Source organism: Chitinophaga eiseniae (genome assembly GCF_012641265.1).
Classification (GTDB): Bacteria; Bacteroidota; Bacteroidia; order Chitinophagales; family Chitinophagaceae; genus Chitinophaga; species Chitinophaga eiseniae_A.
Genome location: NZ_JABAHZ010000005.1, coordinates 554,735 through 568,576, shown reverse-complemented (window position 1 = coordinate 568,576; position 13,842 = coordinate 554,735). Strand labels below are relative to the sequence as shown.

Annotated in this window: 9 protein-coding genes; 5 read left to right on the top strand and 4 right to left on the bottom strand. The window is 47.3% G+C overall.

Translation table 11 applies throughout. From position 1 onward, the window contains the following. Positions 1-148: 148 nt before the first annotated feature. From HGH91_RS22280 to HGH91_RS31420, 3 genes are all read right to left on the bottom strand, one after another. Complete coding sequence (locus HGH91_RS22280) at positions 149-1,249, bottom strand: acyltransferase family protein (protein WP_168740991.1); 1,101 nt, start codon at positions 1,247-1,249, stop codon at positions 149-151. A 164-nt stretch (positions 1,250-1,413) separates the two neighbouring features. Next, a complete protein-coding gene (locus HGH91_RS22275; protein WP_168740990.1) occupies positions 1,414-2,151 on the bottom strand; it encodes a LytR/AlgR family response regulator transcription factor in 738 nt (245 codons plus the stop codon). A gap of 10 nt (positions 2,152-2,161) precedes the next feature. Next, entirely contained in the window at positions 2,162-4,072 is a 1,911-nt protein-coding gene (locus tag HGH91_RS31420; RefSeq protein WP_168740989.1) for a histidine kinase, read from the bottom strand. 308 nt (positions 4,073-4,380) lie between these two features. On the opposite strand from HGH91_RS31420, the gene HGH91_RS22265 reads away from it, so the two are divergent. The 5 genes from HGH91_RS22265 to HGH91_RS22245 all read left to right on the top strand — a co-directional run bounded on the left by HGH91_RS22265 (position 4,381) and on the right by HGH91_RS22245 (position 12,513). Continuing rightward, positions 4,381-4,929, top strand: coding sequence for an RNA polymerase sigma-70 factor (locus tag HGH91_RS22265; protein ID WP_168740988.1), 549 nt, complete (start codon positions 4,381-4,383; stop codon positions 4,927-4,929). A gap of 80 nt (positions 4,930-5,009) precedes the next feature. Further along, positions 5,010-6,140, top strand: a complete 1,131-nt coding sequence (locus HGH91_RS22260; protein WP_168740987.1) for a FecR family protein — start codon at positions 5,010-5,012, stop codon at positions 6,138-6,140. Positions 6,141-6,252: 112 nt separating this feature from the next. Next, positions 6,253-9,582 (top strand): SusC/RagA family TonB-linked outer membrane protein, encoded by a 3,330-nt coding sequence (locus tag HGH91_RS22255; protein ID WP_168740986.1) that lies wholly within the window; start codon positions 6,253-6,255, stop codon positions 9,580-9,582. A gap of 11 nt (positions 9,583-9,593) precedes the next feature. Beyond that, entirely contained in the window at positions 9,594-11,021 is a 1,428-nt protein-coding gene (locus tag HGH91_RS22250; protein ID WP_168740985.1) for a RagB/SusD family nutrient uptake outer membrane protein, read from the top strand. 25 nt (positions 11,022-11,046) lie between these two features. Further along, on the top strand, positions 11,047-12,513 hold the full coding sequence (locus HGH91_RS22245) for a TlpA disulfide reductase family protein (protein WP_168740984.1): 1,467 nt from the start codon (positions 11,047-11,049) through the stop codon (positions 12,511-12,513). Between the two features lie 433 nt (positions 12,514-12,946). Here the strand turns inward: HGH91_RS22245 and HGH91_RS22240 are convergent, their stop codons facing one another. Beyond that, a complete protein-coding gene (locus HGH91_RS22240) occupies positions 12,947-13,831 on the bottom strand; it encodes a LysR family transcriptional regulator (RefSeq protein ID WP_168740983.1) in 885 nt (294 codons plus the stop codon). Positions 13,832-13,842: the final 11 nt, after the last annotated feature.

Here is a 13,842-nt window from a genome sequence, read left to right as displayed (position 1 = left end):
CATACCCAAATTTAACTACCCTGACCAACACTTGAAAGTCTTTTTTTCAACCAGATTATCTGGATAAATCAGCCCTTTTTTCTCAAAATTAAAGAGGGTGCCTCAAAATTACTTTTGAGACACCCTCTTTTTATAACAATAGGTTTATTTAACTCATTTTTCTCTTGTTGCTTAAATATTTCCTTACCGGGATATCATATAACCTCATGGCCGCATAAGCAATTCCTATCAATACCACGGTAGCACCCATTACAATGAAGGTAAGCGTGAGCGTGTCCGGTTTGTGCGCGGTATAGTAGTTTGCAAACATCCAGATCGCCGCGTAATGTGTCATATACAGCGGGTAGGAAATATTGCCGGAAAATACACAGATTTTTTTCCAGCCATTGTTAGCCATCGCACCTGCTCCCAGCGCAATCAATAATGGAAAATAAACTAATACTACGGCCAGTTCTACCAACCAGTTGTGGGCAAAGTAAGGCATCAGTAAGGCGAATAACAATAATACAGTGAGCCCCGCAAATCCCAGTTTATTTTTGATAATAAGATTAAAACGAAACACCAGCATCCCGGCCAGGAAGGAATAAGCTACACGCGCCCCGCCATGCCAGAAATTATCTTTTCCCCATCCGCCCATCAGGTTGCCGGCACTGTGGCCTGCATAACCCAGCGCGAGGGTAGCTGCTATCATGAGCGCTACCAGTACGCCGCGATTGGCTTTGCGTAGCACCAGGGCATAGCAGATATTGGCCACATATTCCCAGAATAAAGACCAGGCAGGCGCGTTGAAACCAAATAAATTGAAGCTGCGCTCCGTCATTACAGGATAGGGAATCAACAAGATGGAGCAGAAAAATAAAACAACCAGGTGTACAAAACTATAAGTGTTGGGAAGTGTGGCAAACGGATCAAATAAAAAAGCGAGTAACCCAATGACGCTTCCTAATATTACCAGGGGATGCAGCCGGATAAGCCTTGATTTAAAAAATTCTTTTAATCCCATCTTGTCAATGCGGCCATCATAAGCATAGGCAATCACAAAGCCCGACAGGCAAAAGAAGAAGTCGACTGCCAGGAATCCATGTCCTGCAAAGTTTTTACTGTAGTCGCTGTACACCCATTCAAGGAAATGAAATATCACTACTACCAGAGCGGCTACTCCCCGCAATCCGTCCAGCACCTGGTAGTGCTGCCTGGTTTTTAATAGATCCGGTTGGACGTTAATTTTAGTCACTGTTCCTGTTTCCATACTATGTCTCGCCCATTAAATTTGATCAGGGCAACCGGTAAGATAAGCAGTAGGAAGGGCATTCGCAAGATGGAAGACCAATTTTTTCACGCAGCGCAACAGGGAAGCAAAGTGACCAAGGCGTGCATATCTTCGCGTCTCTGTTACTTTGCTCCTTTGCGTGACTACAATCTCTCTATAAACTCCTGTACAATATCCCGCTTACGGTCAGATACCGGTACTTTATCACCAGTCAACATTTCCAGGTAACCGTCTTTAAAGTACTTGCTGATATAATTGCCGTTCACCAGGTAGGATTGATGGCAACGGATAAAAGTATCGGTGGGCAGCAGAGGTTCGTAATCTTTCAGGATTTTAGATACCAATACAGAAGTGCCGTCCTTTAGCAGGAAGGTGGTGTAACCCTTGTCACTCTTGCAATAGAGGATGTCTTCTATGGGCACTATCTGGGTGAACTTGAAGTTCTTCAGCGCAATTTTACGGGGCCTGGTGTCTCCTTTGTAATAGTTGGAAGAAAGTTCCAACTGTTGCCGGTTGAATTTATGCTCTTCTGTTTTTTTGAAGCACCGGTCGACCGTTTCGTTGAAAATATTGGTTTCAATAGGTTTGAGCAGGTAGGCAAATGCGCCCAGGTTCAGCGCCTGTATGGCGTATTGGTCGTATGCGGTGATGAAAATAATCTGGCTCGACTCTACGTTGATTTTGTTGAAAAGCGTAAAGCTGTTTCCGTCTTTGAGTTGTATGTCGGCCAATATCAACTCGGGTTGTAGCTGGGGAATTTCTGTGATCGCCTTTGCCACATCGGCCGAATATCCGACCATCTGGAGGTAAGGGATATCGCTCACCAAAGCCATGAGGTGTTTGAGAATATTCTTTTCGTCTTCGAGGATATATATAGTCATCTGATATCGTTTATGCTATTTGTATGGGAAGGTAAATGACGGTAAAAAAGCCCGTTCCTTCCGTTTTGGGTCCTGATTCAAACCACGCCTGGCGGCTTTGCTGGTTAAAGAGTACGTTCAGCCGCTCCTGCGTAATGATGCGGGAAAGCGACTTTTTGCCGGTGGGGTTTTGTACTACTGCTTTTGCCCCACTGCCATTATCTTCGATAGTGATCACCAAACGGGTAGGCTCTTCCCGGAACCGGATTATGAGGCTGCCTTTATAGTCAATGGCTTTAAATCCGTGTTCAATGGAGTTTTCCACGAAGGGTTGAATCAGCATGGGTGGGATTAAGAGTTCCGAGCTATCCAGGTCGCCGTCCTCAATTTCATAATCGAATGCATTTTCATAACGCATTTGCTGGAGCTCAATATAGTTTTTGAGGGAACGTGCTTCGTCTTCCAGGGTAACGAGATCATTCCGGTTAAGTTCCAGGATGTCGCGCATGAGTTTGGAGAAGGCCACCAGGTAAGCATTGGCTTCATATTTTTTATCATCGCTGATCAGGCCTTGCAAATTGGCGATGGCGTTGTAAATAAAATGCGGGTTTAACTGCATTTGCCTGGTTTTTTGTTCCAGGATCAGGCGTTTGTTTTCCGTGGCCAGCCTTTCGTTCTTTTCTTTGAGCAACTTCTGGCGATAGGCAACATAGCCGTAAGAGGCGACCGCTATCAGTAAGCAGCAGATGGTTACAAATATCCAGCGTTGCTGGTTAATAATTTTTCTATTGAGATTGTTGGTAGTTTGGAGGGAGGCGATGGCCTGGTCTTTTTTCTCGGTCTGATATTGTGTATGCAGCTCTTCTATTTTGGCGGCTTCAATGTTTTCTTTATTGGCGCCGTAGATATTAAAAGCATGGTGCAAAGCTGCCAGCGCCTCTTTATAGTCCCCTTTTTTCTTGTATGATTCATGCAATCCTTCGTAAACAGGTTGCAGGTTTACGTTAGAGGTTTGTTGATTGGCCCATTCGATGCACAGCTGGTAGTAGTGAATCGCTGAATCGGGCTGGTTATTGCGGGTGAAGGCAGTAGCCAGGTTATTAAAAGCTATTTTATTCAGCTGGCCATGTTGTGCCAGGTAGTTAAAATACTTTCGCTGGCTTTCCACGGCTTTAGCGGGCTCCTGTTCTATGGAATAAACCTGGGATTCGTAGTCATACGTGCGGGCCAGGGCCAGGCTGTCATTGATCAGGCGGGCAAAGGCGCGGGCGCTGTCGAGGTAGGCCTGCATTTTCCCCGGATTCGATTGCTGGGCTGCCAGCATAAAGCAGATATCAAAGTAGCGCTGCCGGATAGCCGGATGATCTTTGAAGGGGTGATGGGTATAGTACTTTTGGGTATACTCGATAGACTTATTGATATTGGCATTGTTGTAATATGCTTTGGCCAGCAGGTCGTATAGCCGGTATACGAATACGCTGTTGTTTTTCTCTGCCCTTTCTACTGCAGACATAGTCTGGCTCACCAGCTCCGCTTTGGCGATGTTGAAATTGCTGATGGCGTTGTTAAACAGTACATAGTCTTTCAGTGCTAACAGATCCGTTTGCCCGGGGGCGGGGTTCATAAGATGATAGAACTGTGCGCTGCTGTCCGCACTTTTACGGAGGTCGTATTGGTATGCTTTAAAGTAGTTGTACCAGGGATTGCTGTCCCGCTGCGGCGTTTGCGGGATACTGGCCAGCATCTCGTTTATTTTCTCCGCCCGCCTTTGCTGGGAAGAGGTGTCGAAAGACAGCACCGTGGCAATATAGAGCGAATCCTGACCAGGTTGCGGGCTTTTGGGCGCCGTTTTTTGCTGATCGTTTACCTGGCAGGAGGTAACAAAACAAAACAGGTAAAGCAGCCCAAAGGCTTTGATGGTCTGACGGAAGATGGTGCTCACAGTAAGTTAATTGCGCTTTAGATAACGAAAAATTGTTTCAATATATATTATTTCTGTTTAAATCCCCTTGCGGGTAAATAGAATGACTGCTTTTCAAAATTAGGGGTACAACCAATATCGGCTTACATAGATTAATAACTGCCGGAAATAAACAGATGTCCGGGGAGGGTAGGGGAATATTCGCGGAGCACTTACATGTAGATTATGCTATATGTATGGGGAATTTTGGCGTCTTTCTTTATTTTAGCGGTAGAAATGTAGATAATTTGATACCGGAAAGTTCCCATAGTGACCTGGAGTTGATAAGCATGCTGAAGAGAGGTGATGTGGCAGCATTTGATATGCTGTATTCCCGCCACTGGTCGCGCATGTACCAGGCTGCGTTTCATTTGCTCCGGGACCAGGATGTATGTATGGACATTGTACAGGACATATTTGCCTGGCTATGGGAAAAGCGGGAGCAGCTCGACATCCAGGCCGTTCCGGCCTACCTGCGCAGTGCGGTGCGGTTTAAAGTGGCTAACTATATCCGCTCCGGCAAGGTGAGAGCAGATTTCTATACAGCGCTCGCCGGCTTATCTTTCCCCCAAACCCCTGGCCCCCAGGACTACCTGGAATTAAACGACCTGAAGGCGATTATCCAGCAGGTGATTAACCATCTTCCTGAAAAATGCCGGGAAATATTTCTCCTGAGCAGGGATGGTCAGCTGACCAATCAACAGATAGCAGACTTATTGAATATATCTATTAAAACTGTGGAAGCGCAAAAAACGATTGCGCTAAAACGCATCCGGGCAGCGGTAGATCCTTACCTGCTTGCTATGTTACTCTTGCCTGTGCTAACCCAATACAAGTAAAACAACCATTTCAAAAAAAAATTGAGATGCTTTTAAGGGTATGTCCTTTTACAACTGCCTATGTATAAGAACGGCTACGTATGACAAAAGAGGAAGTAATACTATTGGCGGAAAAAGTGGTATCTGGTACAGCTACCGATGCAGAGCTGTTGCAGTACAACCAATTGTTCAATGCTTTTCAGCAGCAGGGCGATTGGAACGAGCAACTGCTGGGTGATCAGCAGCAGCTGGAAGCCGCTATCCGTGAGCGCTTGCAGCCAGTATTGCGTCGTCGTTCGGGGAAGGTCATCAACTGGAACCGTTGGGCGGCGGCTGCCACAGTAGTCCTGGTACTCGGTACCGGTTATTATTTCTACCAGCACCAGCCAACAGCATTGGCGCCACAGGCCGTGCGTTTCCGCAATGATATCCCTGCACCGGCCGGTAATCATGCCGTGCTTACATTGGGTAATGGACAACGTATCCTGCTCGACAGCGCCGGCAATGGTACCCTCGTCGTACAGGGACAGGTCAGCGTTTCGAAAAATGCCGACGGGCAAATCACTTATGCCGGTGCTGATACTGCCAGCAGCCTGAATACCATCCAGGTGCCCAATGGCAGTAAACCACTTGCCATTGTGTTGGGCGATGGTACCAAAGTATGGATAGATGCAGGTTCTACCCTCACGTATCCTACCTCCTTCCATGGTAAACAACGAGAAGTGGCCGCTACGGGGCAGGCTTATTTTGAAGTAAAGCAAAACGCTCACCAGCCCTTCCTGGTTACATCTGCCAGCCATAAGGCGACCATCGAAGTACTGGGGACTGCTTTCAATTTCCGGGCTTTTGGCGATGAAAGAAAAATGCAGGTAACCCTGGTCAATGGGGCGGTGAAGGTGAATACGCCCGGTGCCTCACAGGTACTGCACCCGGGCGAAGCGGCGGCTACTACTGCAGGCGGCTCACTGCAGCTGATGAAAAATGTAGACCTGCAACAGGCAACGGCCTGGAAAGAAGGACTGCTCTACTTCGACGGCGCTGATATTACCACCATCATGTCAACGTTACAACGATATTATAATATAGACGTCGTGTATCAAACCGATGTTAAAGACTTTTTTGTCGCTAAAATTCCGAGGGACGTCCCCATATCTCAATTACTGAACCTGTTGGAGATGACCAATCTCGTGCATTTCAAGATTGAAGGGCGGAAGATTACCGTGATAAAATAAAGCATACACCAGCCAATTTTTCAAATCTGTAAGGCAGGCCACTTTACAAACATGAGAAGGATTGTCACCATGCCGATTGACGTATTTATTCATCAAAAATCAACCAGAAGCTATGCTTGTAAGAAAGCTAACGAGTGCACTATGCCTACCGGGAAGGAAAAATAGAAAATGGGGCGCTAACTACTTCGGGACTTTACTGTTGCTGAGCTGCCTGTTAATAGCCGGTCAGACCTTTGCACAGAAAGTATCTATGAATATTAAATCCGGTTCGCTGGAAAAAGCATTCAAAGAAATAGAGAAACAAACCGGGTACAGCTTTATCTACGGGAAGAATCAAATGAGCCAGGCGGTGCCGGTCAATATTTCTGTAGAAAATGAGCAACTCGACGCCGTGCTAAAATTGCTTTTCGATAACCAACCATTTACTTACCACCTGTCGGGCAAGTTTATTGCTATCCGGCTGAAAAGCACGGGGAGTAATAACCTGGGGGCCACGCGGGTATCAATTACTATCCAGGGACGAATCACCGATACACAGGGATCTCCTATCCCCGCAGTGTCGGTGGTGATCCCCGGTACCCCCTTTGGCGCTATGACCAACGATAATGGAGATTACGTATTGAAGGATGTACCTTCCGATGCCGTACTGATCGTCTCTTATCTCTCCTATGAAACACAGCGGATAATGGCCAATGGCCGTACTACCATTAATGTAGTACTGGAGCAACAAACGAGGGCATTGGAAGAAGCGGTGATCATCGGTTATGGTACTACCACTAAAAGAATGAATACCGGCTCCGTGAGCAGCATCACGGCGAAGGAAATCAGCAAACAACCTATTTCCAACCCATTGGCAGCTTTGCCCGGACGTATTCCTGGAGTGCAGATCACCCAGCAGAATGGCTTGCCTGGTAGTGCCGCCGTTGTACAGATCCGGGGACAAGGGTCTATGAACTCGGGCAATATACCATTATACGTGGTTGACGGGGTGCCTTTCACCAACTTCAACGGTTCTTATCCGCCTACAGATAATCTCAACGCACTGGGTACCTCCGCCACCAATGGCGGTATCAGCCCTTTCAGCATGATTAACCCGGATGATATTGAACGGATGGACATCCTGAAAGATGCCGATGCCACTGCCATCTACGGCGCCCGGGGCGCCAACGGCGTAATCCTCATCACCACCAAAAAAGGGAAGTCGGGCAAAACAAGGGTTAACGTAAACGCCTACACGGGATCAGGAAAGGTAGGCCACTTTATTCCGATGATGAATACAAAGGAATATCTCGACCTGAGAAAGGAAGCATTTAAGAATGACGGACTTACGCCTAATACCGCTAATGCGCCCGAGTTAACCGTTTGGGATCAAAATGCCTATACCAACTGGCAAAAACTACTGGTAGGCGGAACAGCAAGGACTACAGATGCGCAGGCATCTATTTCCGGTGGAGATACTAAAACACATTTTATGTTCAGCACCGGCTATCATAAGGAAACTACCGTATACCCCGGTAATTTCAACAGCCAGCGCTTCACCGGCCGTCTCTCTGCTGATCATACTTCTTCCAATAACAAGTTTTACGCTGCCTTCACGGCCAACTATTCCAACGATAAAACCGTTTTACCGGGATCTGATGTTATCTCGATGTACAACCTGCCGCCCAATATGCCCCTGTATGACAGTACCGGGAAGTTGGCCTGGGTAAGCGGTTTTACCAACCCATTGGCCATATTGCAACGCCGCAATACCAACTCCACCGGCAACCTGATGACCAACGCTAACCTGCGTTATACCATCATCAAAAACCTGGACTTTAAAGTGAATATGGGTTTTACCAATACTACGCTGGACCAGGCGAATCCTATGCCGGCGTCTACCCAGAACCCGATTAGTAATCCGCAGTCATTTGCTACGTTTGCGAACACTAAATCGCAGAACTATATTGTAGAACCTACCCTTAATTATACCATAGAGAGAAAACAGGACAGGCTGGGTCTCATGGTGGGCGGTACTTATCAGCGTAGCCTCTCTACCGGCCAGAGCCTAAATGCACAAAACTATAGCAGCGAGGCATTGATGAGTTCTATTGTAGGTGCAGGTACTGTTACCGGTTCGGCTTCTTACTTCGATTACCGCTTTGCCTCTTTATTTGGTCGGGTGAATTATGACTACAAACAAAAATACCTGCTCAATCTCACCTTCCGTCGCGACGCCTCTTCCAGGTTTGGTCCGGATAACATCTATGGCGACTTTGGCGCAGTAGGTGCGGCCTGGTTATTTTCCCAGGAAGACTTTGTGCAGGAAACTATGCCCTGGCTTAGCCTCGGTAAGCTGAGAGCCAGCTATGGATCCACAGGTAATGACCAGATCAGCAATTATATTTATCTGCCATTATTATCTGCTGCCGGGACCTACCAGGGCTCTTCTGCCCTTATCCGGTCAACATTGCCAAACCCGGGTATCAAATGGGAAACTACCCGCAAGATGGAATTTGGCCTGGAGCTGGGTTTCCTGAATGACAGGATCTCATTTACCGGTAACTATTACCGTAACCGGTCCGCCGATCAGCTGCTTTCTGCGGCATTGGCTTTACAGTCAGGATACAATAGTTATACAGTTAACATGCCAGCACTGGTGCAAAACAGCGGGGTGGAACTGGAACTCACAAGTCTGAATGTGAAGAGACACGATTTCGGATGGACATCCTCGCTGAATGTAACTTTCTACCGGAATAAACTGGTAAGCTTCCCCGGTATAGAAAAATCTTTTTATGCCAGCAGCTACCTGGTAGGTCAGCCGATTGACATGGTGCGGAAGTTTATCTATACAGGATATGATCCTAACACCGGTATTCCGCAATACCAGGACCTGAATAAAGATGGTGTGATTGATTTCAACAACGACCGTCAAATTATCAAACCAGGGCTTCCGTTCTTCGGGGGATTAAACAACACCGTTAGTTACCGGAACTGGGATCTCAGCTTCTTCCTGCAGTTCAACCACCGCAAAGGAGCTACCAACAATTTCAGCACACCTATCGGTAGCAGCAGAAGTAACCAGAATACGGCCGTGCTAGACAGGTGGCGGCAACCGGGAGACAACGCCACTTATCCGGCCGCTACCTCTACTTCAGGCACACCTATCTATCTCGGCTATACGCAGTACAGCAGTTCCACCGCCTTATGGGGAGATGCAAGCTACCTGAAACTGAGATCGGCAGCGATTTCCTATTCTTTCCCGCAGCGGTGGTTGACAAAAGCCAAAATCAGTGGCCTGAAAGTATATGCAGAAGGACAAAACCTGTTTACCTGGACAAAGAACAAATACATCTATGATCCTGAAACCAGCGTGCCAGGAGGCCCTCCGGGATTAGGCACCGGCATGATTGCCATGCCTCCGCTGAGAACCATCGTATTAGGTATTAATTGTTCATTCTAAAATCTGCATTCATGTTTTCTTTCACCATAAATAAAAAAGTAATCGCCGGGTTGTTGCTGGCTGGCTCTACGTTTTCTTCCTGCAAAAAACTGGTGGAAATAGGGCCTCCCACCACCCAGGTGGGGCTCGACCAGGCCTTTGCTTCTGATGCCACGGCTACCAGCGCGGTATTGGGGATTTACAATGCATCATCTACACGCGATGCCTTGTTTCCGCTCAGCGAAATGCCGGGGCTTTCTGCCAACGAGCTGCAGAACAACGTTTCCAGTCCCGCGTTTGATGAGTTCAAAACCAATAGTATTACCATCACCAACAGCGTTGTACAACAGGTGCTCTGGGGCTATACCTATTCCACACTCGGCCAGGCCAATGCCATGCTGGATGGCATCTCCCGGAGTACTACTTTATCATCTTCCGTAAAAAATCAGTTAACGGGAGAAATAAAAGTATGGAGAGCCTTTACGCTTTTCTACCTGGTAAATATGTTCGGGGATGTGCCATTGCCTGTTACCGACGATCCGTTAAAGAATGCCACCCTGGCACGGGCGCCAGCCACCGAAGTATGGGCACAGATCATCAGGGACCTTACAGCAGCACAAGCGGTATTAACAGATGCCTATCCGGCGGCGTTGAGAACCCGGATTAACCGGCAAACGGCCAACGCCTTGCTGGCAAGGGTTTACCTCTATCAAAAGCAATGGGCCAATGCAGAAGCTGCGGCTAATGCGGTAATAAATTCAGGTCTTTATAGCTTAAATAAAAACCTGAATACCACCTTCAGCAATTCCAGCAACGAAGTAATATGGCAGCTGGCTACGCTCACTGGCATATCCACCTATATGAACAACCGGGACGCCAACGGGGGAAGTTATACAGCCACGCCCGGCTCTGTGCCGGCAGTAACGTTAACGGATACACTGTACAACTCGCTGGAACCAGGTGACCTGCGTAAAACCAGCTGGATATCGGCTACCGATATCGGCGGTAAAAATTACAAGGTAATCACCAAGTATAAAATGACTTCGCTGCCCGCGGGAGCTTCTACAGGTAATGAGTTTAACGTAATGCTGCGCCTCGCAGAGCAATATCTCGTAAGAGCAGAGGCCAGGGCACAACAGGGTAACCTCGCCGGGGCCATTGCCGATGTAGATACTATCCGCTCCAGGGCAGGGTTGCCGATGCTCGATAACAGTCTTACGCAACCGAACCTGCTGCTGGCCGTAGAACAGGAAAGGAAGGCCGAACTGTTTGGCGAGTGGGGCAACCGTTGGTTTGACCTGAAACGTACACCCAGCATCAGCGGCGGTGGTAAAACACGTGCAGATGATGTAATAGGAGGCATGCGCCCTACCACCTGGGCCAGTACCGACATCCTGTACCCGATTCCGGATGCACAACGGGTAGCTAACCCGGCTTTAACACAAAATCAAGGTTACTAATTAATCTAAAACCACCATCTGTTATATGAAAAAAGTACTCCCCATCCTGCTCAGTGGCAGCTTGCTGGCAGTGGCCGCCACCTCCAACGGGCAGGCCAAAATCAACCAGGATTCGCTGATGCGGTATTACAATCGCCTCGCCAAAGGCAGCGACGCAGAGAAAAACCTGCTGTCGGATAAAATGTATGCATTGACCAAAAGCAAAAAAGAAACGGACTGGCTCACCGCCGCCCAATACTTTTACCAGCTGAAGCAAGGCAATGTAGGCGATTCTATCCGCACCGCGGCAGAGAAAAAGTTCCCCGCCGGTATCGTTGTCAGGAATAAATCGGTAGAAACTATCTACAACGAAAACGACCCGGTAAAGAAAGAGGCGTTGTATAAAGCCTGGGAGAAAAAATTTCCCGAAGGAAAGCTGAACAGTGACCGGGTCGTGTATGACTACGCCCGTAATAGTGTAGGCACTGCCTACGCTATTGCCGATAACCTGCCTAAGGCCCTGGAGTATGCCAACAGCATTGTATCTCCTTTCTGGAAGGGCCAGGGATGGGCAGGCACAGCTGAGCGCATTGCCAAAAAAGGACACACCGCGGAAGCAAAAGTGCTGTTGAAAAAAGCCATTGAAGATGCATGGCAATTTAAAACAACCCGGAAGAATGAAGAAGGCGCCGGCTTCGCCGCTATCGGGTATCCCGGATACCTGAGCAGCTATGCCCAGTTGCTGTACGACGACAAAGAATACGATTCCGCCCTGGTATACCTGAAACGTGCAGAGCAGGCCGAAACGCCTGTCAGACCACAGGTAAACGAGATGTTTGCGAAAGTACTCCTGGCCAAAGGCGACTATCCCGAAGTATTTGCCCGCATGAGCGACATCGCTGCCCAGGGTAAGCTGAACAGCAACAACAAAGCTTTGCTGGCAGCCGCCTACGCCAAAGTGCGTAACGATAACAAGCTGGAAAACTATATCGACTCCCTGAAAAGTGGGCTGGACAAGAAAATGCAGGAAGAATTTGCCAGACAAATCATCCAGGAACCAGCGCCCGGCTTTACTTTAAAGGATGTAGACGGCAACACCGTATCTCTTTCCGATTACAAAGGCAAAACTATTGTGCTCGACTTCTGGGCTACCTGGTGCGGTCCCTGCAAAGCCTCTTTCCCTGCCATGAAAAAAGCCATGGAAAAGTATAAGAACGATCCGAATGTAAAATTTCTCTTCGTACACACCTGGGAAAAAGAAGCCGATGCTCCCGCTAGCGCCAAGAAATTTGTTACCACCAATAACTATCCGTTCGAAGTGCTGATGGACCTGAAAGATCCGGCTACCGGCGTCAACAAAGTAGTAGACAGCTATAAAGTGCAAGGCATTCCTACCAAGTTTGTGATCGATGGAAAAGGCAATATTCGTTTCCGTTTCACCGGTTTCAGTGGCGGAGATGATGCTGCTGTAGCAGAGGTTTCTGCGATGATTACGTTAGCGAATCAGCAGTAGTGATAACACAAACGACGCAGTAACGTGTCGTTTGTAGCTCAGGAGTCATTGAAATGAAGCTCAAAAAGTGGTTTTTTTGAGCTTCATTTCAATGACTTTTGAGCTACAATGGAATTTGAGGTGATTGGTTCTCACTTCTTCCACTCCTCCTGCCATTTTCTAAATTCTGATGGCCGTACCTGGTATCGCGCAAAATTTCCTTCATGCAGCGAGAGCAACGCTGTTTCAATAACCCCTATTAGATTGTTTCTGCCTGCCTTAGGAAATTCTGTGGATTGATCCACCAGGAATAGTGTAACTTTTTGCCCTTTACTTTATGACATTTTACCAACTTTACGACAAAATTGTCGCAAAGCTGTGTTTTGCGACAATTTCGCGACAATTACGACATTTTTTGTCGCAATTGATGTAAATGAGGGATGATTTGTCGCTATTATTTCAATAACGATTTAACGAGCTCCACCTGCGCCATCGTTGTTTTTGTTTTATTATAAGCAAGGTAAATCGTATTGGTAGTAGGGATGCTGCCTTTCCATATTTCTATTAGTTTTCCCGTTTTCTTCAGGTCTTTTACCAGGTAGTCAGCGGCAATGGTAAGCCCCCCGTATTCACTGATGGCTTGTAAAATGGTATTCATATCAGGGATAATAAACCGCGGTTTAATGGCGGGCCTTTTTTGAAAGTTAACGAGCCAGAATCTTCGTATAATAGCTAAATCTGCACTGTAAGCAAACCAGGTTTGTTGTAAGAGCCATTCTTCGGCTTTATTCCAGTCTTGCCTTTTGACTAACGTACGGAATGCACTGATATCGAGGGCAGGATTACCCGCAAGCACAAATGATTCTGTAAAAACAGGTTCAAATACAATGTCTTTCCTGTCTACCTGGTGGGTAGCTACTACAAAGTCAAGATCCCCGTCGCTTAGCTTCGCTAACAGATCTTTGGTTATCCCAAAAGATACAGTTAAATCTGAGGAAAGATGAGTCAGCCGTTTCAGCGAAACGGAATGAAATAATTCTTTGACGGTGCCCAGGCGGATGGTTGGTAATTGTTGTCTCCTGCACAGTGCTGTGAAGGAAACTTCAAGGTTTTCCAGCTTTTCAAGAGGCTCGACCAATTGTGTATAGAATAATTTACCATAATCTGTAGGTACCAGCCTGGGTTTACGTTCAAAAAGCTGTTTACCTACATGCGCCTCCAGCGCGGATAAATGCTGGCTGACATTGGGTTGTGAAATAAATAAAGCTTTGGAGGCAGCGGTCAGTGATCCTGTTTGGTATACCGCCTTAAATGTCCTATACCATTCCAGATTTACCATATGGTGAAGGT